This is a genomic window from Microbulbifer sp. A4B17, from assembly GCF_003076275.1.
Classification (GTDB): Bacteria; Pseudomonadota; Gammaproteobacteria; order Pseudomonadales; family Cellvibrionaceae; genus Microbulbifer.
This window is the reverse complement of sequence record NZ_CP029064.1, coordinates 1,615,354-1,638,757: the sequence shown is the minus strand read 5'-3', so window position 1 is coordinate 1,638,757 and position 23,404 is coordinate 1,615,354. Positions and strand designations below refer to the sequence as shown.

The following is a 23,404-nucleotide window of genomic DNA, read 5'->3' as shown; positions in this document are numbered from 1 at the left end:
GAAGGATCGTGCTTATTCACAAAAAATATGATCTTGGATGAGCTGTGACAATTTACCGGCATGAGTCGATATCAGATTATTCGTAGTTTCAATGCCCAATTTGGTGCTCCCCCACACAAATTCCTAATACTCCTGAAAACCCAAAAGGACCGTACATTATTTCGTACAGGAGCCCAAGTTGCAGATGTAGCTAACTATTGTGGATTCTTTGATCCGAGCTATTTGAGTCGCAATTTCAAGCGTGCATTCGGTATCACGCCCGCTCGCTAACTGAAGTCTGTGCAGCGCAATTTTGTACAAGAAACTCCTCCCTACCACTCTTAAACTCATCTGCCACCGAGAAAACGAAGCTCGCCTTAAGGCGGGGTTAGCTATATCTCATGGCTACCCCATTGAATTAATACGAGTAATACATATGAGTTTAGAGTTCTTATCAGCCTGGCTGGCGGTAATGTTTTCCCTAATTTTTAGCCCAGGCTTCTCCAACATCACTTTGCTACAGCTAGATCCAGCTTAGGCATTCATAATTCCTTGCCTTTGCTCACAAGTATCAACATTGTACTTCTGGTGAAGACTTTATTGATTAGCTTCGGATTTATGAGTTGGCTCATTCACTACCCTATGGTGATAAATATCCTACAGTGGACTGATGCCATCTATTTAATTTACCTTACTTATGTTTTTATAAAACCCAGTAAAAAGCCTGGTGATACTACAATAAAGTCGGTCAGTATTTGACAGAGAATACTTATTCAAAGTATGAACATCAAAGAGTAAATGATAGTAATTACCATGTTTTCCGTATTCGCGCCAAAACAGAGGGAAAGTGCCGAAAGTAGTATTACCGCCTTGATTGACATGATCACCATACTTAACTTTGTGACACACTTTTCATGGAGCGATTTTGGTCGGACCTTATCGAAAGCACTTGATAGTGATAAAGATAGAAGTCTACAAAATAAGTCTTTTGCACTCACCCTGCTTCTTGCCGCTGTGTGGTTGATAGCTGATAATCCCACCGCTATTAGCCTAACTGCTGCATGACTAGGGGATTTAACTCAAAGGTTTAATTTATGGATTAAGCGGCCACTGGTGGTACCCTGCACCAACAAGGAGAAAAGAACCACGCCAAACACCATAGATTGAATTGTCCACCAATAGGGTAATTCAACCGGAAGAGAGAGTACCAAAGCGACCGCGATAACCCCTCGCAGTCCGCCCCAACTCATCAACAGCCGCCAAGATTTCGGTATAGGAGGACCAACAAAGCGGGTTAAAGGCGCCACTAAGAATACGGATAATGCTCTGGCTCCCAAAGCAGCTGCTGTAGCAATAATCATTGCCAACCATTGATGGCTAAACATCTCAAAGGTAATCACCAACCCCATAATTACAAAAATAATACCGGTAAAAAATAATCCCATCCATTCCCAAGTTGGACCTGCATGAACCAAATAAGTGTTATTTTGCTTACTTAGACACCCTCGAGCAACAATTGCACATATCATTACCGAAATAATACCTGACACATGAAAAATACTTTCCGCCAGATAAAAGCTACCAAATGCAGCGATCACTAAAGTCATCAATGCCGCACTCGGTGAGCGGAGAAAAAATATCACCAGCGTAGTTAGCAAACCAAAAATTAGCCCAACCACAACGCCACCAAAAAAAACCATACAAAAATATAGCGTCACAGATGCCACATCTAGTGAGGGAGCCTTGGTTTCCATTGGCGAAGTTTCAACAATACCATATGTTGCCAATCCCAAAACTAGAGAATAAAGAACTACAGCCGCAGCATCATTAAAAAGACTTTCTCCATCCACCAAGGTCAAGAGATCTTCACCAGTTTTTTCTTGTCGTAACTTATTAACTACAGAAACGGGATCAGTGGCAGCCAAAATAGCTCCTGTCAACATAGCGGCCACCCAAGGAAAGCCCTCAGGGTGACCAATACCATAATAAGTAATGGCAGCAATAAGGACTGCACAAATAACCAGACCCAATGTGGAAAATAACAACACCGGCCCGATCCAGCGTTTCAAAACTTTAGGTTCCAGCTGCCAGGCTGATTCAAAAATTAGCACGGGTAAAATAACAAAGAATACCAACTCTCTTAAGCTAGTTGCACGCAAGCCTGTGTCATACTCAATAATTGGCAGAAGTAAGGCTGCCAAGACCCCGGCAACGAGACAACCCAGCGTGTTGTCAATGCGTAACACCCTCGCGATACCCAATCCAACAACGGCGGCGGCGGCTAGATATAAACCCTGACCTACAACAGTGACAACATCACTCACCCAACCACTCCCATTAGTATTGCATCCGAAAATCAAACACAGCTACATTCATTACCGGCACCTTCAATAGACTCACCCACCTGATTGAGCCATCTGTGAACAGGGCTTTTAAAGCATTCATATAGTGGCCCACATAGCATCGTACATTCTAATTTTTGATTAGTAGTCCGCAGTAATAAAACATGAACACTAAAATTCTGTAAGTCGTATAGACCAACATCATCTTTAGATTGGCACCATATCATTGCATCCAAACTAAATTTCATGGCGTTGAGGTTCACTGAAAAGATACTGTAGGCTTCCTGTAAGTGATACACAGATTCCCATTGGGCGACTAGTATTTTTAAAGTTAAGCCTTTTGCAAGAGGAGCTTTCATACTTACAGCAAACATCCTCTGAATATGAAGGCCCTAGGCAAGCTCAATCAGGTTAGCAACTTGAATTACTCGCACCTGTTATTAAGTTGATAATTGCAGTATAGGCATCGAGTCAGCTGATGATAACTAAGAAATCGTATTTCCTCGACACTTAAAGGCAAAGCGGACTTTTCAACATTCCACATTTCAACACTTTCCTTCGCTTTCAAAATGATAGTGACGCCAAAATAACTCACTGATTGCAGATACACTTCTACCAGCACAAGCATCTAAACCTTATAAAAATTTATTACGACCAACCATCCAGTACAACTTAGCTACCAATTTGCATAAGCTGATCGACGTATCCATAGCTGCAAATATATAAATATACGCCACAGTTTAACTCTAGCATCTAAGAAGACTTTCTCATACCAGACTATATCTCCACCCTTAAAAACCTCACCCAATTACCATATAAAAAGTGATATAGCATTTAATTTTACACCCCAAATCTAAAATAGATATTTCGCTTAACCACACCACCTTTGCTCTAAACATTAAATATCTTTAACATAGAACACCCCAAAAAGAATATAAATTTATTCATATCTCACAACATCCTATTCACCCGAAACAAGATCCCTTATTATTTTTTCATACTCATCTATATATAGATATACACTTTTTTTACTCATCAGGGGCTCACAGTACCCTAGTATAAAAACTCCACTCCGATAGGTCGTATACGTAATAATCGTAAACGGATTAATGCCATTATTCTGTGTAACCATCCCCCTTTCAATTTCAAAGTAATGCATTCTTCCAGCAAGAAATTTCATATTACCCACATTAGATATGCATATACCGGCCGAAAAGGTATCATCCTTTTCAGAAATTTCATACGCCAATTGGGATATTTCTCCAACGCTATATTTTGTACTCAGATTTTTTGCTAACGGTATTTTTCCAAGTAAAACTGAGTTAATCTGAGACTGCAAATATCTAGCTAGATCAATCACTCCCATAGAGTTAACAGCTGACGGAACATGTAAATTGGCTGTCTGAGAAAATGGTCCCACATGCTCAAATGAAATGGGAGGTGAGCAAAGCTGTCTTGCATCCAAGGCTACAATTAGTTCTGACAAGTTCTTTTCGACCGGCAAAACTCGCGATGCAAGTATTGCTACAGCCCCGTAAAAAGCTGTAAGCCTTATCTGATTCTTTTTAGCAACTCGTATAACCTGTTGAATACTTTCCAATGGAATAGAGTATGAGGTTGCACATGCCCTACGCTCAGATATAGCTGCACTCTTTTCAGTTGGCCAAAAGAAATCACCTTTGTTCCTATACTCAAACTCTTCCCCCCCAGAAAACCCAGCCTCTTCAAGCTGGCCTGCGATGCTTTCCGATAATGGAAGTGATGGTATGCTAGCTGGCATTTTATGGGAGCAGAGGTATTTATCAAGGTCCAGAAAAAGCGTCATTATTGCTCTACCATCGAATGCGGCATGTATATTTACAACAACAATCCACTCTACATCTCCAGCATGATTGGTATAAAGAGTAAGACTGAAAATGCATCTTTCACTATCCAGACAAGTCATTCCATGGTAAGCATATGCATCTTCAAAATTTAATGCTCCATTTAATGGAAGGATTTGAATTGGGATGTCACTAAAATCAACATCACAAATCCAACGCAACCGCTTCCCTCTAACCACACGGGCACGTAAAAATGGGTGACGGGCGTGCAAATACTTAAACCCTTGAAATACACTTTCTACACTTAAAGGCTCGCTAACCCTTATAAATGAAATCAGCTGCAGTCCGCCACCAGACTGCCTGGTCAACTCAATAAATAGTGCCTCCTGCGGACCCAATTCTCTAGAGAAGTGTTCTCGACTCATACTTCATATATTGAGCAAAAATTTACTAATATATTATAGACAAATAAGAAAATAGACATATAGAATAAAAGCTAAGGATAAGAGTAAAGTTTCAGGAATCTTTATAGATAAAACTATAGATAACTTGCAGGATAGATTACTGTACCACTACCTCTAAAGAGGACATTACCTCGCAACAAAATATATAAAAAATTACTTATTAAATCCTTTATCAAACTAAGTTGTGACCAACACGGTATTAGAACGTTCACCCAGGCTTATAGAGAATTATTTTTCCCAACGTTGAGTAAAGGTATTGCGCCCGCCACAAAACAAGCGGTACAAACAGCGCACAGAGGAAGTAGAACTACAAGACCCACTGCCATAAGAGATATCCCCAAACCCGAACAACTTGGAATTACCACTAAAGTTTAACAAGGAGAGGACTATGGACGAAAATCTCGAGATAAAAAAAGTACTGGATGAGCTTTATAATGGGATTTCTGGCCCGGCAGAGTTCCAGCGGGATTGGCAACGACAGGAGTCATTGTTTGTCCCTTATGCAAAAATGATTCGCACATCTGTTGATAGCAATGGCAATCCCCAGTCAACAATTATGGACATTAAGGAATATCCGGGAAACTTTGAAAAGCTGATTTCAGGCCGTCCTTTCTATGAAGTAGAAATACATAATATCATTGAACAGTTTGGGAATATCGCCCATGCTTTCAGTACTTATGAAGCATGGAGTGACAGAGAGAGAACTCAATTCCTTAAAAGGGGCATCAACAGTATTCAGCTGTTCAATGATGGAGAATCATGGAAGGTTGTAAATATGATTTGGGATGACGAACGACCAGGCCTAACTATGAATTCCAAATATAACCCCATCACCACAGCCCTGGCAGAGTAAAATTTTCAATGAGCACTCCTGAGCGAATCCAGTCTTTTTCTCAGGAGTCCTATTTACTCCCCTAGTACCAGCCTATTAGTCCATCAGGGGGTATATCGCCTCTTGCACATATTCGATATTACAACGTAAACTGTACATTAATACAGTTATCGTTACAGCAATGTCAGATCATCCTCCCCCCAAAGCACCATCACCTCGCAAAGGTCGAGGAACCGCCAATAACCTCCCAGGGCGTTTTGCACAGCTGTGCAGCTCCCGTGAGAGTGACGGTTGGCAAACTGAGCCAGACGAGCCTGTACGGCTAATAACCTCAGCCACGGAGGAAAAGGCGAAAAGTATTATTGCAACCAATCAATCACCTGATATTCCTTTCTCTCAATCGATAAACCCTTACCGAGGGTGTGAGCATGGGTGTATTTATTGTTACGCCCGTCCAGCCCATGCCTATATGGATCTGTCACCCGGCCTGGACTTTGAAACCAAGCTCTTCTACAAAGCCAATGCCACCGAACTATTAGAGAAGGCGTTGCGAAAGAAAAACTATCAGTGCAGCCCTATCGCTCTGGGAGCCAACACCGATCCCTATCAACCATTGGAGCGAGAGAAAGGGATAACCCAAAACTTGTTGGAGCTTATGCAAGAATTTCGCCAGCCGGTGACCATTATCACTAAAAGCCAACTAATCTTGCGAGACCTCCCACTACTGGCAGAAATGGCACAGGACAACCTGGCTCAAGTCGCTATTAGTGTGACAACACTAGATAACACTCTCAAACGCAAGCTTGAGCCGAGAACCGCAGGACCCTCTGCTCGACTGAGAACTATTGAAAAGCTGAGTTCCGCGGGTATCCCCACCGCAGTTCTTGCGGCGCCGATGATTCCAGCACTGAATGACAGTGAGCTGGAAGCGATTCTCTCGGCAGCAAAGGATTCAGGGGCGGTAAGAGCCGCATATATCCTCCTGCGCCTCCCTTATGAGGTTGCCCCTCTGTTTCGAGAGTGGTTACAGGTACACTATGCCGAAAGGGCAAAGCATGTGATGAGTTTGGTGCAGCAAAGCCGTGAAGGAAAAGACTATCAAAGTGAATTCTCTCAGAGGCGCACCGGAACCGGTATATTTGCTCAATTACTTCAAAGACGCTTTCAAGTAGCGATAAAGAAATTGGGCTTGGATCATCGACGCCTTACTTTGGATTGCTCCCAATTTAAACCGCCGCCTTGCGCCAATGAGCAACAGGACTTGTTTTCTTGAGCCTATGAATTTTGAAAAAAAACAAAAGAAAGATGAACCTGATGTACATTGGTTTCTCTATCTCGTTCGAACGGCAAGTGGAGCACTCTATACCGGTATAACCAATGATATGGAAAGACGGTTTACCGAGCACTGCAGTAATGGACCTAAGACAGCCAAAGCACTACGGGGCAAGGGCCCCCTCAGTCTTGAGTATTCGGTTGTACTTCCCGACAAGTCAACCGCATTGAAAATAGAATTAGCCATTAAAAAGTGGCCAAAGTCCAAAAAAGAAATGCTGATACTTGGTTGTCATTCGCTACCGGAGATTTAGAATTCCTAAAAAGCGATGGTCATTTTGGTGTTAACAGCCAGGCTTCCTCTCTGGCTGGAACTTTTCCTTTAAGTCCACCCACAACGGTTCTTGTCGTTAAAGCCTGGAGGCAATAATAAGCATCATAGTATTCGTAAATCAGGCGACTACCAACAGAAAAAGGCGGGCCCGCCATCAGGGCTTGCTCGTACTGGAATGATATAAGTAGTTGCGGTGCGATCTGAGTGATATCTAGTAAATGTTTTACGTATTGCACTCGAGTATCGCCGGGAAGGGCTACCAAGGCAGCCCGGTCATAAACTGCTGTAACCGGCCCTAACTCCTCTCTACTCAAATCGAAAATATTGCCTACAAAAATATCGATATTTTCACTGGAATAGCACTTTAACTTGCCAATTTGATTTACCTTCGGAACCACCGACATCTCATTGAATAGCTGCTCCACCGCCCCTTCACTAAGCTCACAGCCAACAACCGAAATCTCCTGTTTCAACAACCAGGCTATATCTTTGGTTTTACCGCACAATGGCAAGAAAATACGATCGCCAGGGGAAAGAGAGAGTTCAGTAAAAAACTCATTGAGAAGTGAATTTCCTGAAGCCTCATGGAAGCCAATATCATTTCTTTCCCATTTATCGTGCCAAAACTCTTCCTTCACCACTGGCCTCCGTAAATCACTATGAAAAAATTAGAAAAGAAAAAAGCTTACATCAACGAAGAAGTGTTCTGTAGTATTCGAGTTCAATACCATTTTCGGATTCATAAGGCTCAGTAAAAGCCAAAGCGGTAACAAATACCATTGCTGTAGATAGCAGAATACGTTTAAACATTGTACAAAACCTCTACACAATGTTACTCAGAACAACAACTACTTTTGCCTCAAAGCCCTAACCGCAGAAAATTAGGGCTTAGCAGGTTCTCACTACACTATCCTTGCGCGGCCACAGAGCATCAATCAAGCCAGCAAACACAGCCCCGATAGATACAGTGGCAATTAACTGGAAGTAGGCATCCAGGGTGATATCCAACTGGGCAAGAAACGCGATGACAATACCAATGGCATAGCTGGGAATATTCCTGATACCTGTGACCAGTCCCATTGCCCAAACACTGATGACTGAGAAGAGCAGCGCAATCGGCGCAACCAGGATACTTGGGTCAATCTGCCATTTGAAGGCCGCAGCTTGAGCCCCCAAACCCAGTCCAAGTCCAGTGACCACACAGGCCAGGTTGTAAGCACCAGCCCGCCAGTTACGCCCTCTGGAGAAGTAGGCAATAACTCCTAGCACTGCTACCCAAGTGGGCATTCCGCCCAGGTATCCCACCAGTGCGGCAACAATAAGTACTGCCAGGATTGGCGACTTTAGTAACTGGGGAGATAAGCTTTCACGCTTGGTTAAAACGCCGAGCCATTTCATGATTTCCACTCCTTCGAGAAAACCCTGATAAGAGGTAGGATTCCTTGCCTAAAAAGTAAAACCCGCCAATACTCTGCATGGGTTTAACTACTCCACTTCCTGATTAATAGGTATTTTCAGGCAGCTCTCACCTTGGGCGATAGAAAACTTCTTCCGCATCCTTGCCCAATCTTGCAATCGGCTGACAATGGCTAGCCATGGGGCTAACAAGATGCCACTCCACCAGCCATATGCAAAAAGATTATGATTAAATAACCCCAATGAGTCGGCTGCCCACAAAATCTGGCAAAGCAATCCGGATGCTAAATATGGGTGTCGTATTCTATTGGATTCTCAGCAAAATTCTGTCACAGGCGATTACAGGAGCTACCAGGGAATTTCAGTGCCGTCATAGTTATAAAATCGACCAGTTTTTGCCAGACTCGCTGTTAAAAGCAGCTTTTTAAGTCCATCGACACTTTCCTCAGCAGAAATCAGTGCTCCTGGCCCACCCATAGCCGTTTTTACCCAACCGGGATGCAAAGCCAGGACGGTAATTCCTCTCGGCTCCAAATCGATAGATAGGCTTTTAACTACCTGGTTAACGGCGGTCTTGGATGTCCGATAGATATAGCCGCCGCCAGAGCGATTGTCAGCGATACTGCCAACCTTACTGCTCATCACCGCGATCAGCTTGTGCTCGCTTGCAGCAACATTATCGCAAAAAGTTTCAGCCATCATGTAAGGTGCGATGGTGTTGGACTCCAGGACTCGAAGCCACTCCCCCCGATCAACGGCTCCAAAGCCTACACCTTTAGGGCCGTAATAGCCCGCATTGTTGAGCAGTATGTCAATCGGCTCTCCCTGGAAAGCCTTGCCCAGAGAAATCATCTGTTCGTAGTCGGTCACATCCAGGCGAATCAACTGCATTGAAGGAAAGCGCTCCTGCAGCGCTTTAAGTTCCACAGCTTGATCAGGTTCCCGGCAGCAAGCCAAAACCTTCCATCCGATTTCAGCAAATTGGGCACACACTTCAAGCCCAATTCCTCGATTACAACCGGTTATTAAAATGGTGCCAGACATTGACGCTCCTTAAATGTTATTCTTGCGGAAAATCGATCTTAGCAACTGTATAGCAATGTATTACACTCTCAGCGACATACTGTGGCTTTCCCTGTTCTTTATAGTTCTCTGGTATATCTGGGCCAGTATGGCCGCTAAAGAACATGTCCGGCGAGCCGCCTCTGAACACTGTCGACAGCTCGGTGTCCAATTGCTGGACGACACCGTACTTTTGGTACGTACTCGAATCAAGAAGGATAAAAGAGGTTTCTTCAGCCTTCATCGCAGCTATAAGTTTGAGTTTACCTCTACAGGCGAACACCGTTACTCAGGCACCGCTGTACTGCATGGAAACCGTATTGAACAATTACAGCTTGCCCCCCATCACGTGAGTTAGAGGTACCTATGCAACGAGGCTTGTATCGCCACTACAAAGGAAATCTGTACGAGATATTACACACGGCAAAACACAGTGAAACCGAAGAAACTATGATCGTTTACCGGGCCCTGTATGGAAGCTATGGCGTCTGGGTTCGGCCACAAAGCTTATTTAATGATTCGGTTTCCAAGGATGGCTCTGAAATTCCACGCTTTGAATTAGTTCAGGCATTTGACGTCGCTTGCTAACCTGACTGAAACAGCGATTATTTTATGGAGGGGCATATCTCCTCCAACCCCTCCTCCCATAAATGAAAGTTGAGCGACACAAGGTATCAATACCATCTCCCGGCTCACCACAATCTCATCAAGCAGTTATTAAAAACCAGACGTATTAAGCCCCCTTAAATAAGTCCGAAAATTCCTGACATTCGTTAACACAATTACTTTCCATTTAAGTTTTAAAAGAATCGCACGCCAGCTACCTTTTAAAAATTACTAATCTTTGAAAAAAGCCATTTCATCCTATCCTTCCTGCCTGATCAAGATTTCATTATTGCGACATAAATCGGTCAAGTCCGTGCAATAATCGATTTGTAACTTGTCGGCATGCGAGGCTTACCGATGAATCTGAAGAGTTTTGATGTGTCCGTAGTGCTGTATATGGTGGAGCGGGCATCGCGCCCCAGCTCACGCCGGCGCTATTTATGGCTATCCAAATCTGGTGATGGATGGGCCGCCGGGGCACTTTTCTTCACTTATGTATGGCTCAATTCAGCCATTCAACTACTGTATCTGGCATGTACAGCTGTTGCCTTGGAACGCGGCCTGTATTGGGGAATAAAAAACACGACACGACGGCTCCGCCCTCCCCAGGCAATCCCAGGGATGCGCTCAGTAATTGTCGCGCACGATCGATTCAGCTTGCCATCCGGCCATACTTCATGTGCTTTTCTATTTATAACCGCAATGTCTATCCAGGTGAGCCCTATATGGAGCTTTGGCTATATCTGGGCTACTGGAGTGGGGGCAGCCAGAATTGGTTTGGGGGTTCACTTTCCATCTGATATTTGTGCTGGCGCCATACTGGGAACCAGTGTCGGTTTAATCGTGAGTGCGGCCTTTTTATGAAGATACTTTACGGCGTTCAATCCACGGGTAATGGGCACATCAGTCGTTCCCGTGCTCTGGCCAAGCAATTCAAAAAGTATCCAGAACTCGATGTACAGTGGTTATTTTCGGGCCGCCCAAGAGAAAGCTTGTTTGGAATGGAACCCTTTGGGGATTTCTGGTGGCGCGAGGGCATGACTTTTATACACAGTCACGGACGTTTAAATAGTTTCGCAACGCTACGAAATATAAATGCCGGCAGGTTTATCCAAGATATACGGGAACTGCCCGTACATAATTTTGATTTAATCATCAGCGATTATGAGCCCGTCACAGCCTGGGCGGCAAAATTGAAGAAAAAACGCAGTATCGGTATCGGGCATCAATATGCTTTTGACTACTCAATTCCCGCTCCCCGCAATAAATGGATCTCTCGCACAGTAATGAGATCGTTTGCTCCAACACAGGAAAGTATCGGCTTACATTGGCATCATTTTGGCAAGCCAATCCTGCCGCCGATCATCTCTCAGACACCAGTGTTTTCCCAAGAACCTGGGGAACATATTCTAGTCTACTTACCGTTCGAGCAACCCATTCCAATGTTGAATGAGCTTGCCAGGCTGCCTTATCAATTTATCGTCTACGGTGTGCCTCACAATTTACCTACCGCTGAGAATATTCAAGTTAAGGCACCTGCAATCAACGGCTTCCAACAAGACCTGGCGAGTTCAAAAGCGGTAATCTGCAACAGCGGTTTTGAATTATTGGCTGAAACTTTAGCTTTGGGAAAACCCATTCTCAGCAGGCCTCTCGCCAATCAATTTGAGCAGGAAGCCAATGCGAAAGCGCTCAATCAACTCCAATTGGCCACAATAGTAAAACAGATAAATGCCAGCACAATCGATCAATGGATCACCAACTGCCCTCCTCCCATCCGCATAGTGTGGCCTGATGTAGCTGAGTCACTGGGCAGATGGATTGCCTCAGGGTGCCGGCAGAGCCCAGCGGAGCTGTCTAGCCAGTTGTGGCGCAAAGTAGCACCAAAACCGGTGGCAGAGGCAGCACCGATATTTCAAAGAACATCCGATTAGTTACGGGGCCAATGAGCCAACCCCCCAACTATCGCCAAGTCTGTTCACACAATCAGTCATTGCCCCCTGCATCTCATACGCGTTTACTTATAGACTTCAGCTGTGGTTTTCTAGAAAAATTCTTGCTGGAATGCCGGCTGCAAATTTAACGAATTACCCAAAAAGAATAATGTAAGAGGTAAACATGGCCCATCAGTTACTCAATGAGCGTGAAATCAACTTTTTACTTTACGAATTCTTGGATACCGAGGACCTTATTAATCGCCCCCGGTACAGCGATCATTCCCGTGAGATTTTTGACGCAACACTGAATACTGCCCATACCATTGCAGAAAAGTTTTTTGCTAACCACAATGCCAAAGGCGATGCGAATGAGCCGAGCTATGATGGCGAAAACGTTAGTGTCATCGAAGAAACCAAACAATCGTGGGATGCTTTCGCCTCAGCAGGATTTCTCTCTGCACACTGCGATGCTGAAGAAGGTGGCCTACAACTGCCGGAAGTTATTTTACGTACAGCTCTCGCGTATATGGCGGCTGCAAATATTGCCAGCGCCAGCTATCCATTCCTGACTATTGGGGCGGCTAATCTGATACGTACTTTCGCCAGCGAATCGCTGAAAAATCAATTTCTTCCCCAAATGCAGGACGGGCGTTTTGCCGGAACTATGGCACTGACTGAACCAGACCAGGGCTCGGCTCTATCAGACATTCGCACGAGTGCCACACCTCAGGAAGACGGTAGCTATCGTATCCATGGTCAGAAAATGTATATATCTGGTGGCGATCAGAATCTCACCGAAAATATCGTTCACTTGGTACTGGCAAAAATAAAAGGTGCCCCTGCAGGCGTAAAGGGGATATCACTTTTCCTGGTACCAAAATTTTTGCTGGATGAGCAGGGTCAATCCTCAAAACGCAACGATGTAAAACTCGCTGGTTTACTGCATAAGATGGGCTATCGCAACACCACTTCAACAGTATTGAGCTTTGGTGAGGACGGCGGTGCGACAGGCTACCTTATTGGTGAACCCCATCATGGCTTGAAATATATGTTCCAGATGATGAACGAAGCCCGCATCAGTGTGGGTGCAGGTGCATCAGTACTTGGATATCAGGGCTACACCTACTCCCTTGAATATGCCAAAGGCCGTCCTCAGGGGCGTATGCCTTCAAACCGCGATCCCGAATCCAAGCAGGTTCCCATCGTTCAACATACCGATGTGCGCCGTATGCTGCTAATGCAAAAGGCTTATGCCGAAGGTGGTTTGAGCTTAAGTATTTACGCCACTTCATTGTATGAGGATGAGAACACAGCCCCTACAGAAGAACAGCGTAACAATGCGGCAATACTTCTAGACCTGCTCACTCCGGTAGTAAAGTCCTGGCCTTCAAAATACTGCCTTAAAGCCAATGAATTGGCGATTCAGGTATTGGGGGGCGCCGGATATATTCGCGAATACCCCGTAGAACAGATGTATCGCGATAATCGCCTTAACGCAATTCACGAGGGCACCGAAGGCATTCACGCTCTGGACTTACTCGGTCGAAAAGTGCCCGCAAAGAACCTTGCTGGTTATCAGCTACTGCAGGCAGAAATTCGCAATACGATTATGCGAGCCAGGGACAAACCTAAACTTGAATCCATGGCCAAAATGCTGGAAGAGGCGCTGGAAAAACTGGACGCTACCAGCTTTGCGTTATTTTCCCAGCTTCAGGATGATGTGGACCGCGGCTTGGGTAATGCCACTCTTTACCTGGATTTGTTCGGTTGTACCGTAGTCGCCTGGCTATGGCTGCAACAGGCGGTTGTTGCAGAAAAAGCTCTGGAAAATAATCCCGCAGGTGAAGCCCAAGACTTTTATCAGGGTAAGTTACATACTGCTAAATACTACTTTGAATGGGAGCTGCCAAAAACTGAAGCCGCAATCGAGCTGCTGAAATCAGGCAACAGTATCCCCTTCGATATGCAGGAAAACTGGTTCTGATTGATTAAACTGCCACACAAAACGGAAATTACAGCTGTACTGTAATTTCCGTTCCTCCCTGAGGCAAAGGGGCTGCATTAATCTGCCCCTCATAGCTTTCAACAATATCAACCACTACGGCCAGGCCAATACCCTGTCCCGGTTGCTGCTCATCGGCTCGCACACCTCGTTGTGTAACCGCTTCCCACTTCTCGCTATCAAGACCCGGGCCATTATCTGTAACTCGAATAAACAATTTACGGGCATCCGGCCTATTCTCAATAGAAACCGTTAACTTCCCATCACCATACTTGTATGCGTTATCCAACAAGTTGCCCAGGACTTCCATCAGGTCGCCCTCATCACCATAAAACAGGGTGTTTTCATCGCAGGAGCTATCGACATCACTAGGCTTGCTGCGGTACACCTTTTCCAGGGCATCCAATATCTTATACAGCAACGGCGCGACCGGTGTCCCCCGTATAATGGATTTCGGCGAACTGGTTACCGCCCGCTGCAGTTGATAACTGATGATACTGTCCATCCGCTGAACCTGATCAGCTAGTGTCTTCCCGGAGGTTTTTAAATTGCCAGAAAAATTGAGACCTTTCAAAACCGCTAATGGAGTCTTCAGGCTGTGAGCCAAATCAGCCAATGTATGCCGGGTCTTTTCCCGCTGGCGTCGTTCATTCTCAATTAACAGGTTTAAGTTATCTGTCAGTGGCCGCAGCTCACGGGGGAAATTTCCCTCCAATCGATCTGCACCGCCACGCTGAATCTCCTGGAGCGCGTCCGCCAGGGCTGTCAGTGGCGCAAAACCCCAGCGCAGAACCAGCCATTGGGCAAAAATTAACAGCAGCGCTCCCAACCCCAACCAACGCCACATAGTTGAGCGAAATTGCCCCACTTGAGCCTGAAGCGGAGCCGCATCCTCTAGCACCGCAAAGGTAAACAGGTTCTCACCTTCCAGCCCCCAGGCCACCCCCTGGCGGAAACTGATAAAGCTCCCCTCCTCTCCGGGAACCGACACCCGGGAATAAGATTGCTGCCCCTGTGAGAGTGGATAGATCTCCAGCTGCGGCATTGCCAGAGCCGATTCTGAGCGCCAGATGACCTTGCCATCACGATCGACAACAGCCCCTACCAAGCCTGAGTCGGGCTGGTTAAAGCGTTGCTCGGGCAAACTCGGTGGCAGGATCAGGGTATTGCCTTCCGGTTCGGCAACAGCTAGCAAGGTATAAATATAGACTTGCAGCTCCCGCTGCTTGGCTTCATTCAATGAAGTTCGATAAGCGTGCTCAAGCACACCAGAAATAAGAAGAATAAAGCCAATCAGTACGAGGCTGGTTACCAGTGCCAGGCGGCCCTTTAAAGAGCCCAGTATGTAGGAAACCAAGGGAAAGCCGACGGATCTCACTGCGGAATCACAAAGCGATAGCCACGGCCGCGCAGAGTTTCAATGGGTTTAAGTTTGGCTGCCGCATCAATTTTTTTGCGCAGGCGGCCGATAAATACTTCTATCACATTGCTGTCCCTGTCACAGTCCTGCTCGTAGATATGTTCTGTCAGGGTGGTTTTTGAAACCACCTCATCCGGATGCAGTATCAGGTATTCAAGCACCTTGTACTCAAACGAAGTCAGGTCCAGCTCTACTTCGTCAACGCTAACTCTTTGCGCACTGGTATCCAGAACGATTGGGCCGGCTTTAATGGTTGGTGAAGAGAACCCTGCAGAACGGCGAACCAGAGCATTCAGCCGGGCAAGCAGTTCCTCCGTGTGGAAGGGTTTTACCAGGTAATCATCGCCACCGGCTTCCAGGCCGGAGACCCGCTCCTGCCAGTGTCCCCGGGCCGTCAAAATCAGGATAGGGAAATGCTTCTCTTCACGACGCAGTGTTTCGATAACCTGGATACCATCTATTTTGGGCAAACCCAGATCCATTACCGCTACATCGTAGGGGTATTCACGCCCCAGGTAGAGCGCCTCCTCACCATCAGGGGCCTCGTCAACGGTGTACCCCGCAGAGCGCAGGGACTCCGCCAACTGCTGCCGCAATAATGCTTCATCTTCAACTAATAGTGCGCGCATAGTAATTACCTTATTGCTGCTCGCAATTATTCTGCTAGCGGGAAATACGGCCGCTCTGCTTATCTACAAACACCACATAGACCTGGCTTTTAGCCGACAGCCCTTTCACCCGATACACCGCTCGCCCCTGTTTTTTGGTCTCAGAAATGGCGAGGATCTTTCCACCAAAACGCTGTTTTACGATCGAAGCAGCCCGGTCTCTTGAAATTTCGCCCCCTTGCACACGCAAAAAGTGGGGCTGGAAACTCTCCCGCTCATAAGTGGGGTAGCTGTGTACCGAGGCACTGCAAAGCGCCGGCAAAGAGACGGCGATAAAAGCAATAAAGCCCATTAAGGTACGATTCAGTTTCACGGTGCGGCTCCTGTGGATATCCAATTTTCCACCCTTTTTAAACTCCCTGCCGCCCTCAGCCGAGCTCAAAGAGCCGGAGAGACTGCGACATGGACCCGGATTCTATCGCCCGGATGATGGTCGGTGCGAGTCAAGTAAACCTGACCATTATACCGATAGCGAACATCGTATCCGACTAATTCCCTTCTCGTAGAGTATTCATCGACAATATGGCAGCGGGACTCGGTAGCGTAATAGACCGGGGCATTGGCGCGACTGATCTGATTGCCCACCAAGGCGCCTACCAGGGCCCCAGCAATTGTCGCTCCGCCACGGTTGTGACTGCGATGATAATGATGGCGCCCGCGATGACCGTGACCGCCGAGGTTGTTCCCGACTGCCGCACCGATGAGTCCGCCAACTAAGGTACCTGTCGGAGAAGCAGGTTCACGGTAGGCGACCTGTTCATCGCGGCACTGGGTAGTTGGTGTGACAACCTGAACATCGGTGTAGATGGGTGTAACCTCGGTAACTCGAGCATAGTCATAGCCGTCGGCGGCATAGCCCCGAGGGCCGGCATTGGCAGTAGAGCTGAGACCCACCAGTGCCGCTACTGCCGCACCTGCGATAAGCTGTTTGTAGAGTTGCACGATAAATCTCCCGCTTGTCATCAACGGGAGTAAGATTAATCAAAGCGATCTGAATAGACGCTGAATTAAACTAAGTGTACCAGTGAGCCTGGCTGAGACATTACTGCGCTGCAACTCCAAGGCTCTACACTCTGGAAGCCCTATAGAGTGCTGTATTATCCTCACGCTTCAGATGAACCATCGGTCTCTTCTTCACTCTTTTGGCTCTCATCAGTGTCACGATCACGCCGCGGCCGGGATTCTTGGAATCTTCTTCCCCGTATCTGCTCCCTCTCAGACCTATCACTCCTTGTTCGGTCGCCTCTGGGGCGATCTTCTCTCAATCGGTTTCCCCTGGGTCTGTTCTCGCCAGATCTATCTCTCCTGGCCCCATCCTCACTGCGCCTATCACCCCGGGGTCTATCACCCCTGGTTCTCTCCCGGTCAGTCCTGTCACTTCTGGCCTCGCGCCAGCGCTGCCGTAACTGTTCACGCTGCTCCGGTGACATTTGTTGATACTTCTCTCGGGCCTCGCGGATACTTTCACGTCTGCCCTCCGGTAGCGCGCGATACTGACGGTAGGATTCCCGAAGCTGGTTACGCCGTTCCTGGGGGAGAGACTGCCATCTTTCAAACCTTTGCCGAGCATTGTTGCGCTGCTCAGGACTCATTGAGTTCCATCGACGCGCACCACGCAACAGTCTCTCCTGCTGATTTTCCGACAAATTGGCCCAACGTTGCTCCATGCCCTGTAACAATCGGCGATCATTCTCACTGAGACTTTCCCAGTCTACTGACCAGGCCATACCCGCCCAAAACAACAAGACTGCCAGCAAGCAATTTTTGACTAGGAATTTAATCATGATTGCCCCCCAACCAAACATCGCTAATGCTGGCATCCTCCTGGAGCTGTATGGATCCCTGGGCAAGCTCGGGATCTTCAGGAATCAAAACATCACCCTTGTCATCCACCCACTCTTCCAGAAAAAACAGGAAATCCTCTGGCAGGGGCTCACTCTCCTTCGACCTGGCAGTATCGGAAAGTATGAGCGTACACATAAGCAGGTTGAATAAAACACTACGAGGAGTGTCCATCCAGCTCCTCCGCCAACCACTGGTAAAACTCCATATCCTCGATCATCTCGATATCCATATCTTCTTCCAGTAGCCAGTCACCGCTCACCATTAGCTCAGTGCGGCTATCAATATTTACAGCGGGGTTGGGCCACCACAGAACGAAGAACAAAATTGCTGCTGAACCCGCTGCGACTGAAAAATAAGGAAACAAAGAGCTGAATAAATAAGTGCGCCTGCTATTTTTTCGGTCTTGCACTTCGGCGCGAATTCTACGTAATTCATCCAGGGTTTCAGTATCGAGGGATCTCTCCCTGCGTACAACAGCGGCACTGGTAACCTCAAGCAAACGCTGCTCGCCACTCGATGAACTTTTGCCGAAGTCACTCATTCCACCGCCTCCAAATGAACACGCAGACTGCGCAGTGCTCGAGACAAGTGAGTCTTCACACTTCCCTCGCTGCAAGCCATGGCCCTCGCTGTCTCACTGACATCAAAGCCCTCAACACAGCGCAATAAAAAAGCCTGTTGTTGACGGAGAGGTAATTTTTCAATAGCCCGGTCAATGGCATTAATCGTACGCTCACCGATCAGGGCACTATCTGGGCTGCGGCCATTGGGATCGGGAAATTCACTTAGATCCCATTCATCATCGTCACTATTAACGGGAAGTTTATCCTTTAATAGCTGCCAGCGGGACAGGTTCTTTTTGCGACGATGCCAATCGGTAATACGATTATTGAGAATGGTAAAAAATAATGGGCGCCACTCCTCTCGTTTTCGACAACTATAGCTTTTAACGAGCGCAAGCATAGAGTCCTGAACGATATCAAGCGCATCATCACGGTTCCCCACAGCAAATTTCGCCATAGTGAATGCCCGCTTTTCTACCGAAGCGAGAAATTGATCCATAAAAGCCGATTGAGGTCCCTTTACGAGGATGCAATCCTTTTACGGCCATTGAGGAGGCTCTGAATAATTCCATAATGCCGATGTTTTCATGGGCATTCACAATCAAGGCGTGACTTCACAGGAAGCATTTTGACCGTTCAAAAACTCGCAGCGCAGAGTATAAAGCACTCTGAAATTCCCCATAGGACGGCCTTCGAATGCCACAGCTGCTGAGTTACATCTTGAAAAGGGATTAAGGCCATTCGCAGCAAGCCGCGCCCGATTTCTGCAGCCTCCAAGGCCCACAGAGGTATTACGGAATTATTCTAAGGCTCCTCAATTCGCCGCAACCCACTAGATAATGCCAGCTACAACCAGTGATGATTAATTGCTATCGTTATCGCGCGATCTATGGCGATGTTTTTTTGTCCGCTCGCCGCGATCATTCTTACTATCGTATCTATTATCTATTCGCTCGCCCTTTTTATCGAGGCGCTCATTAATTCTCTCACCCTTATTATCCAGGCGACTATCGATACGATCACCTTTTCGATCCAAATGTGCCGCTAATTTATCTCTCCCGTTAGCCGCCGCCTGCTCAGACCGCTGATCCAAGCGCTCATTAATGCGATCGCCCTTATCATCAAGGCGCTCCTCAATACGATCCCCCTTTTGATCGAGACGATTTTCTATACGGTCGCCGCGATCATGCCCATCATCATCACTGCTACTTTCAGCTTGTAGCGAGAGGGGAATACCAAGACTTAGTGCCAGTACTGACAGTCCTATCAGTTTATTCATAAGTTGCTCCATTTCCGTGAACAAAAAACTTAATGGGTTAATAGCACTGACTACAACGTCAGGCACAGGAGCTGGTTGACAGGACTTTGTAAAAAGTCGGCAAAATCAAAAGGCAACAATAATCGGAGGCCAAGATAACTTTCTTAACCTACCCCTCCACGACTTCCGGACCTGGCACCTCATCGCCAAGCCAACGCTGGGTCAGGGTACCCGCAGTCATAGCGCCATTTACATTCAGTGCGGTCCGTGCCATATCAATCAGGGGCTCTACAGAAATTAGCAATGCCGCGATGGTGACGGGCAAACCCATTGCCGGCAAAACCACCAAAGCCGCAAAAGTAGCACCACCACCAACACCGGCAATACCAAAAGAACTGATCATTACAACTGCTACTAAAGTTGCCAGCCATACCGGGTCCCACACATTAATCCCCATTGGCACAGCCACCATGACCGCTAACATTGCAGGATAGATACCTGCGCAACCATTTTGGCCAATAGTCGCACCGAAGGACGCAGAGAAATTAGCAATAGCTGGAGAAGTCCTCAACTGATCCACCTGGGTCTCTACATTCAGGGGAATAGTTGCAGCGCTGGAGCGGGAACTGAAGGCAAAGACCAGTACAGGCCATACCTTGGTGAAATAGTGCAGCGGATTGATACCGTTAATCAGTAGCAGCAGGCCGTGTACTAAAAACATCAAACCAATAGCGGTAAAGGAAGCCAGTACAAAGCCCAATAAATTAAGAATATCTCCCATACTGGATTTCGCGATCAAGCCCGTGACCAGAGCCATAACCCCATAGGGTGTAAAGGCCATCACCAGGCGCACCAGCTTCATGACCCAGACCTGAGCCACGTGCACGAAGCGCTCAATCGCCGCTCCCTCTTCGGGAAACTCACGACGCACTGCCAGCGCTGCCAACCCGAGAAGCACCGCGAATATCACCACTGCAATAACAGAAGTGGAACGAGCACCAGTCAGGTCCAGAAAAATATTGCGTGGCACAAACGAGGTAATAATTTCAGGAATTGAGAGGTCAGTGACGCGACCAATCCGCTCATTGAGCACCTCCGCACGCGCCGCTTCCCTGGAACCCTCAACCAGTCCCGCAACAGAAAGTCCAAATAACTCAGCCATAGCCACCCCGATCAGGGCCGCCACCGCCGTTGTTCCTAAAAGTACACCCAGAACCGAAATGCTGATTTTGCCCAATGCCTGGGTATGGCTGACTTTAACCACTGCCACCAATATGGAGGTGAGTACCAGTGGCATCACGAGCAAATACAGCAGACTAACGTAGCTGTCCCCAATCATCTCTACCCAGGGTATGACCTCTGCTGGCACAACCCCCCACTCCCTGGAAAGTTGCAGGACTCCGCCAAGGACAACTCCGAGAATCAATCCAGCCAACACTGTCGGCGCAAGGGAATTGCGACCTTTCTGCCAACGAAAAAGCCCATACAGGAAGACAATAAATAAAAGCAGGAATGCAAGGGAGCTGATATGCATAAAATCTGGGTCCCACCCGGAGCAAAATGGAAAGTGGCAGCATGCTATCAGCGATCCACCACAACTTTATAGATGTGTTAGTTATAGTTTTATAAAGCTATTTGACTAAAGCGTGTTAGAGATTGAGTGCAGACACAAAGTCATCGCGCTCCTGCGGACCAATTAGCGTTTTCTGCCAACGCCCATCAGGACCAATAATAAATGTGGAAGGTAAAACTTCCGGCTTGGCTTGTCCCCAACGACCCTCAGGCTCTACAGTGAGGACAGGGAATTCAATACCCAGCTTGTCAGCCTGTTGTTGTATCTCTCCAACTGACAGACCATCGAAATTAATCCCAATGACCACAATATCCTTATTACTGTGAGCCAGCTGATTCAAAACTGGAATTTCCTCTCGACAGGGTTTACACCACTCCGCCCAATAATTAACCAGCAGGGTTTTACCCGATATATCTAAAAACTCCCCATCAACAGCTTTCAGTGCGTTGGGATCTTTAGCGCAAGCGCTTATTGCGCATGCCAACAAAAGAAAGATTACCCCCCGAACCTTTGTCACCCTCAGTTTGATCGTGTGTTTCAACTTCAACTCCTCCCCCATTGCCATGCTTATTCTGCCCTTGGCCGCTGTCTCCATCGTTGCCCAGCTCAAGGGGGTTACCGTCATTTTCCTGCTGCCGAGCCTCTTGAAAAAGCTCTCCGACAGAAATACCCAGCTGCTCCCTGGTAGACTCCCTGGCGAGGGCAAAGCGCTGCTCCACCTCGCCATACCAGGGCAACTCATCCAAGTCAGCAGGAACACCTTTGGGCGTCCACTCCGCACTCAACCAGCTCGCCAATTCAACCAGGGGAACGGTATTGAGGTCCCTCAATAGCACATAGTCATTCCTATCTGTTTGAGTCACCATTCGGTTGGCCTGAAGAATTCTTCGTAACCTTCGCCACTGGGAAAACTTGATTCCCATTAGAGAGATATCTCTCTCCCTCAGTGGTTTCCCATGGCTACATTTTTTATACATCTGCCACAGGACGATAAGTATCGCAACCAGGTCTGAGTGCTCGCGCTCCTGGGTAGCCGCCTGATAAACGGACAGTGTTCGCACCAGCACACACCCAGCCAATACCAGAATCCACATTAAGTAAATCCAAAGCAGGAACAGGGGAACAACGGCAAATGCACCGTAGATTGCCTGGACGGAACTGCGCGCAACAATTAAACCGAAAAGGTACTTCATAATCTCGAACGCAATCGAAATTATAATTCCCCCCTCAATACCATGGCGAAGCGGCACGTAACAATTGGGTACAGCAATAAACAGCAAGGTAAACACAATAGTGCTGAAGATAAACGGCAGCACTCTGATAAAAACTGATGTCACCTCAAAGGAATCAGCACCGCCGAGGAATAGTTTTTGTGAAAGTACATAAGTACTGGTCGCCAGGCCTGCGCCCAAGAGGATCGGACCAAGGCTGAGAATCGCCCAATACAAAAGAAAACTGGAGACACCACTGCGCCCCCGCTGCACATCCCAGATAGAATTAAAAGTGCCTTCAATGCCCTTTAAGGTCAGGCCAGAGGTAATAATCAGCATTGCAATACCAACACCAGTCAGGCGTTGCGCCTGCTCGGAAAAACTGCTGATATATTTTTGTACCTCACGCCCACTCTGGGGCAAAAAGTGAGAGAACAGCTGATCCTCGAGTTTACTCTGCAAACCGGCAAAATCCGGAAACAGTGACAACATGGCATAGCTGACCGTCACCAAAGGGACAATACCAAACAGTGTCAGATAGGTGAGTGCCGCAGCCCGCTGCCTGCAATCCTTTTCGTTGAACAACTGCCACAGCGACGTTGCAAAGCGCAGCCAGTGCTTTCCCCAGTCCTTCACGGTGCTTCCCATTGTGATCTCTCTATATCTGGAAAATCTCCCCAGGCCTCAATACTTCTACCCCAAATCGATTGGGAGCCTCTGAAATACCCACAGGGGTTTGAGGTAATTATTCAGAAGCGCCTTAGAACTCCGCAACATTCTTCGGTTAGAATACGCCA

28 protein-coding genes are annotated in these 23,404 nt (G+C 47.2%); 10 read left to right on the top strand and 18 right to left on the bottom strand.

Annotated features, from left to right (window positions below; genetic code table 11):
• The first annotated feature begins 60 nt into the window (after positions 1-60).
• Together BTJ40_RS23120 and BTJ40_RS07360 are read left to right on the top strand one after the other, a co-directional pair.
• Complete coding sequence (locus BTJ40_RS23120; RefSeq protein ID WP_108732479.1) at positions 61-270, top strand: helix-turn-helix domain-containing protein; 210 nt, start codon at positions 61-63, stop codon at positions 268-270.
• 507 nt (positions 271-777) lie between these two features.
• Complete coding sequence (locus tag BTJ40_RS07360) at positions 778-1,044, top strand: hypothetical protein (RefSeq protein ID WP_108732478.1); 267 nt, start codon at positions 778-780, stop codon at positions 1,042-1,044.
• 14 nt (positions 1,045-1,058) lie between these two features.
• Here BTJ40_RS07360 and BTJ40_RS07355 read toward each other — a convergent pair whose 3' ends face one another.
• The 3 genes from BTJ40_RS07355 to BTJ40_RS07345 all read right to left on the bottom strand — a co-directional run bounded on the left by BTJ40_RS07355 (position 1,059) and on the right by BTJ40_RS07345 (position 4,569).
• Positions 1,059-2,303, bottom strand: a complete 1,245-nt coding sequence (locus BTJ40_RS07355; protein WP_108732477.1) for a sodium:proton antiporter — start codon at positions 2,301-2,303, stop codon at positions 1,059-1,061.
• Positions 2,304-2,335: 32 nt separating this feature from the next.
• On the bottom strand, positions 2,336-2,680 hold the full coding sequence (locus BTJ40_RS22745) for a hypothetical protein (protein ID WP_157953953.1): 345 nt from the start codon (positions 2,678-2,680) through the stop codon (positions 2,336-2,338).
• Positions 2,681-3,282: 602 nt separating this feature from the next.
• A complete protein-coding gene (locus tag BTJ40_RS07345; protein WP_157953952.1) occupies positions 3,283-4,569 on the bottom strand; it encodes a hypothetical protein in 1,287 nt (428 codons plus the stop codon).
• A 427-nt stretch (positions 4,570-4,996) separates the two neighbouring features.
• Between BTJ40_RS07345 and BTJ40_RS07340 the strand changes: the two genes are divergently transcribed.
• The 3 genes from BTJ40_RS07340 (at position 4,997) to BTJ40_RS07330 (ending at position 7,026) form a co-directional block, all read left to right on the top strand.
• A complete protein-coding gene (locus tag BTJ40_RS07340) occupies positions 4,997-5,461 on the top strand; it encodes a hypothetical protein (RefSeq protein ID WP_108732474.1) in 465 nt (154 codons plus the stop codon).
• A gap of 160 nt (positions 5,462-5,621) precedes the next feature.
• Positions 5,622-6,713, top strand: a complete 1,092-nt coding sequence (locus tag BTJ40_RS07335; RefSeq protein ID WP_108732473.1) for a PA0069 family radical SAM protein — start codon at positions 5,622-5,624, stop codon at positions 6,711-6,713.
• A 4-nt stretch (positions 6,714-6,717) separates the two neighbouring features.
• On the top strand, positions 6,718-7,026 hold the full coding sequence (locus BTJ40_RS07330; protein ID WP_108732472.1) for a GIY-YIG nuclease family protein: 309 nt from the start codon (positions 6,718-6,720) through the stop codon (positions 7,024-7,026).
• Positions 7,027-7,045: 19 nt separating this feature from the next.
• Here the strand turns inward: BTJ40_RS07330 and tmpT are convergent, their stop codons facing one another.
• The 3 genes from tmpT to BTJ40_RS07315 form a co-directional block, all read right to left on the bottom strand.
• Entirely contained in the window at positions 7,046-7,684 is a 639-nt protein-coding gene (tmpT, locus tag BTJ40_RS07325; RefSeq protein ID WP_108732471.1) for a thiopurine S-methyltransferase, read from the bottom strand.
• A 250-nt stretch (positions 7,685-7,934) separates the two neighbouring features.
• Positions 7,935-8,444, bottom strand: a complete 510-nt coding sequence (locus tag BTJ40_RS07320; protein ID WP_108732470.1) for a DUF1097 domain-containing protein — start codon at positions 8,442-8,444, stop codon at positions 7,935-7,937.
• A 366-nt stretch (positions 8,445-8,810) separates the two neighbouring features.
• Positions 8,811-9,506, bottom strand: coding sequence for an SDR family oxidoreductase (locus tag BTJ40_RS07315; RefSeq protein ID WP_108732469.1), 696 nt, complete (start codon positions 9,504-9,506; stop codon positions 8,811-8,813).
• A 55-nt stretch (positions 9,507-9,561) separates the two neighbouring features.
• Here BTJ40_RS07315 and BTJ40_RS07310 point away from each other — a divergent pair, with 55 nt between their 5' ends.
• The 5 genes from BTJ40_RS07310 to BTJ40_RS07290 all read left to right on the top strand — a co-directional run bounded on the left by BTJ40_RS07310 (position 9,562) and on the right by BTJ40_RS07290 (position 14,051).
• The gene (locus BTJ40_RS07310; protein WP_108732468.1) at positions 9,562-9,882 is read left to right on the top strand and encodes a DUF3301 domain-containing protein; all 321 of its coding nucleotides are present in this window, start codon (positions 9,562-9,564) and stop codon (positions 9,880-9,882) included.
• An 8-nt stretch (positions 9,883-9,890) separates the two neighbouring features.
• Complete coding sequence (locus BTJ40_RS07305; protein ID WP_108732467.1) at positions 9,891-10,112, top strand: DUF1653 domain-containing protein; 222 nt, start codon at positions 9,891-9,893, stop codon at positions 10,110-10,112.
• Between the two features lie 375 nt (positions 10,113-10,487).
• Positions 10,488-10,994, top strand: coding sequence for a phosphatase PAP2 family protein (locus BTJ40_RS07300; protein WP_108732466.1), 507 nt, complete (start codon positions 10,488-10,490; stop codon positions 10,992-10,994).
• Complete coding sequence (locus BTJ40_RS07295) at positions 10,991-12,064, top strand: MJ1255/VC2487 family glycosyltransferase (RefSeq protein ID WP_108732465.1); 1,074 nt, start codon at positions 10,991-10,993, stop codon at positions 12,062-12,064. The genes BTJ40_RS07300 and BTJ40_RS07295 overlap by 4 nt, the downstream gene beginning before the upstream one ends.
• 184 nt (positions 12,065-12,248) lie before the next feature.
• Positions 12,249-14,051: an acyl-CoA dehydrogenase gene (locus tag BTJ40_RS07290; RefSeq protein WP_108732464.1), complete on the top strand. Its 1,803-nt coding sequence runs from the start codon at positions 12,249-12,251 to the stop codon at positions 14,049-14,051.
• Between the two features lie 28 nt (positions 14,052-14,079).
• Here BTJ40_RS07290 and BTJ40_RS07285 read toward each other — a convergent pair whose 3' ends face one another.
• The 12 genes from BTJ40_RS07285 to BTJ40_RS07230 form a co-directional block, all read right to left on the bottom strand.
• Positions 14,080-15,447: an ATP-binding protein gene (locus BTJ40_RS07285; protein ID WP_238152160.1), complete on the bottom strand. Its 1,368-nt coding sequence runs from the start codon at positions 15,445-15,447 to the stop codon at positions 14,080-14,082.
• Complete coding sequence (locus BTJ40_RS07280) at positions 15,444-16,118, bottom strand: response regulator transcription factor (protein ID WP_108732463.1); 675 nt, start codon at positions 16,116-16,118, stop codon at positions 15,444-15,446. The genes BTJ40_RS07285 and BTJ40_RS07280 overlap by 4 nt, the downstream gene beginning before the upstream one ends.
• Positions 16,119-16,152: 34 nt before the next feature.
• On the bottom strand, positions 16,153-16,470 hold the full coding sequence (locus BTJ40_RS07275) for a PepSY domain-containing protein (RefSeq protein ID WP_157953951.1): 318 nt from the start codon (positions 16,468-16,470) through the stop codon (positions 16,153-16,155).
• Between the two features lie 65 nt (positions 16,471-16,535).
• Positions 16,536-17,099, bottom strand: coding sequence for a glycine zipper 2TM domain-containing protein (locus BTJ40_RS07270; protein ID WP_108732461.1), 564 nt, complete (start codon positions 17,097-17,099; stop codon positions 16,536-16,538).
• Positions 17,100-17,260: 161 nt separating this feature from the next.
• A complete protein-coding gene (locus BTJ40_RS07265; protein WP_157953950.1) occupies positions 17,261-17,941 on the bottom strand; it encodes a DUF3106 domain-containing protein in 681 nt (226 codons plus the stop codon).
• Complete coding sequence (locus BTJ40_RS07260; RefSeq protein ID WP_108732459.1) at positions 17,934-18,173, bottom strand: hypothetical protein; 240 nt, start codon at positions 18,171-18,173, stop codon at positions 17,934-17,936. Before BTJ40_RS07260 ends, BTJ40_RS07265 begins: the two co-directional genes overlap by 8 nt.
• Positions 18,157-18,543: a hypothetical protein gene (locus BTJ40_RS07255; protein WP_108732458.1), complete on the bottom strand. Its 387-nt coding sequence runs from the start codon at positions 18,541-18,543 to the stop codon at positions 18,157-18,159. Before BTJ40_RS07255 ends, BTJ40_RS07260 begins: the two co-directional genes overlap by 17 nt.
• Entirely contained in the window at positions 18,540-19,064 is a 525-nt protein-coding gene (locus BTJ40_RS07250) for an RNA polymerase sigma factor (RefSeq protein ID WP_108732457.1), read from the bottom strand. Before BTJ40_RS07250 ends, BTJ40_RS07255 begins: the two co-directional genes overlap by 4 nt.
• 363 nt (positions 19,065-19,427) lie before the next feature.
• Positions 19,428-19,844: a hypothetical protein gene (locus BTJ40_RS07245; RefSeq protein WP_108732456.1), complete on the bottom strand. Its 417-nt coding sequence runs from the start codon at positions 19,842-19,844 to the stop codon at positions 19,428-19,430.
• A 148-nt stretch (positions 19,845-19,992) separates the two neighbouring features.
• A complete protein-coding gene (locus tag BTJ40_RS07240; protein ID WP_108732455.1) occupies positions 19,993-21,357 on the bottom strand; it encodes an L-cystine transporter in 1,365 nt (454 codons plus the stop codon).
• Between the two features lie 115 nt (positions 21,358-21,472).
• The gene (locus tag BTJ40_RS22230) at positions 21,473-21,880 is read right to left on the bottom strand and encodes a TlpA disulfide reductase family protein (RefSeq protein ID WP_238152159.1); all 408 of its coding nucleotides are present in this window, start codon (positions 21,878-21,880) and stop codon (positions 21,473-21,475) included.
• The gene (locus BTJ40_RS07230; protein ID WP_108732453.1) at positions 21,852-23,255 is read right to left on the bottom strand and encodes a YihY family inner membrane protein; all 1,404 of its coding nucleotides are present in this window, start codon (positions 23,253-23,255) and stop codon (positions 21,852-21,854) included. The genes BTJ40_RS22230 and BTJ40_RS07230 overlap by 29 nt, the downstream gene beginning before the upstream one ends.
• Between the last annotated feature and the right edge of the window lie 149 nt (positions 23,256-23,404).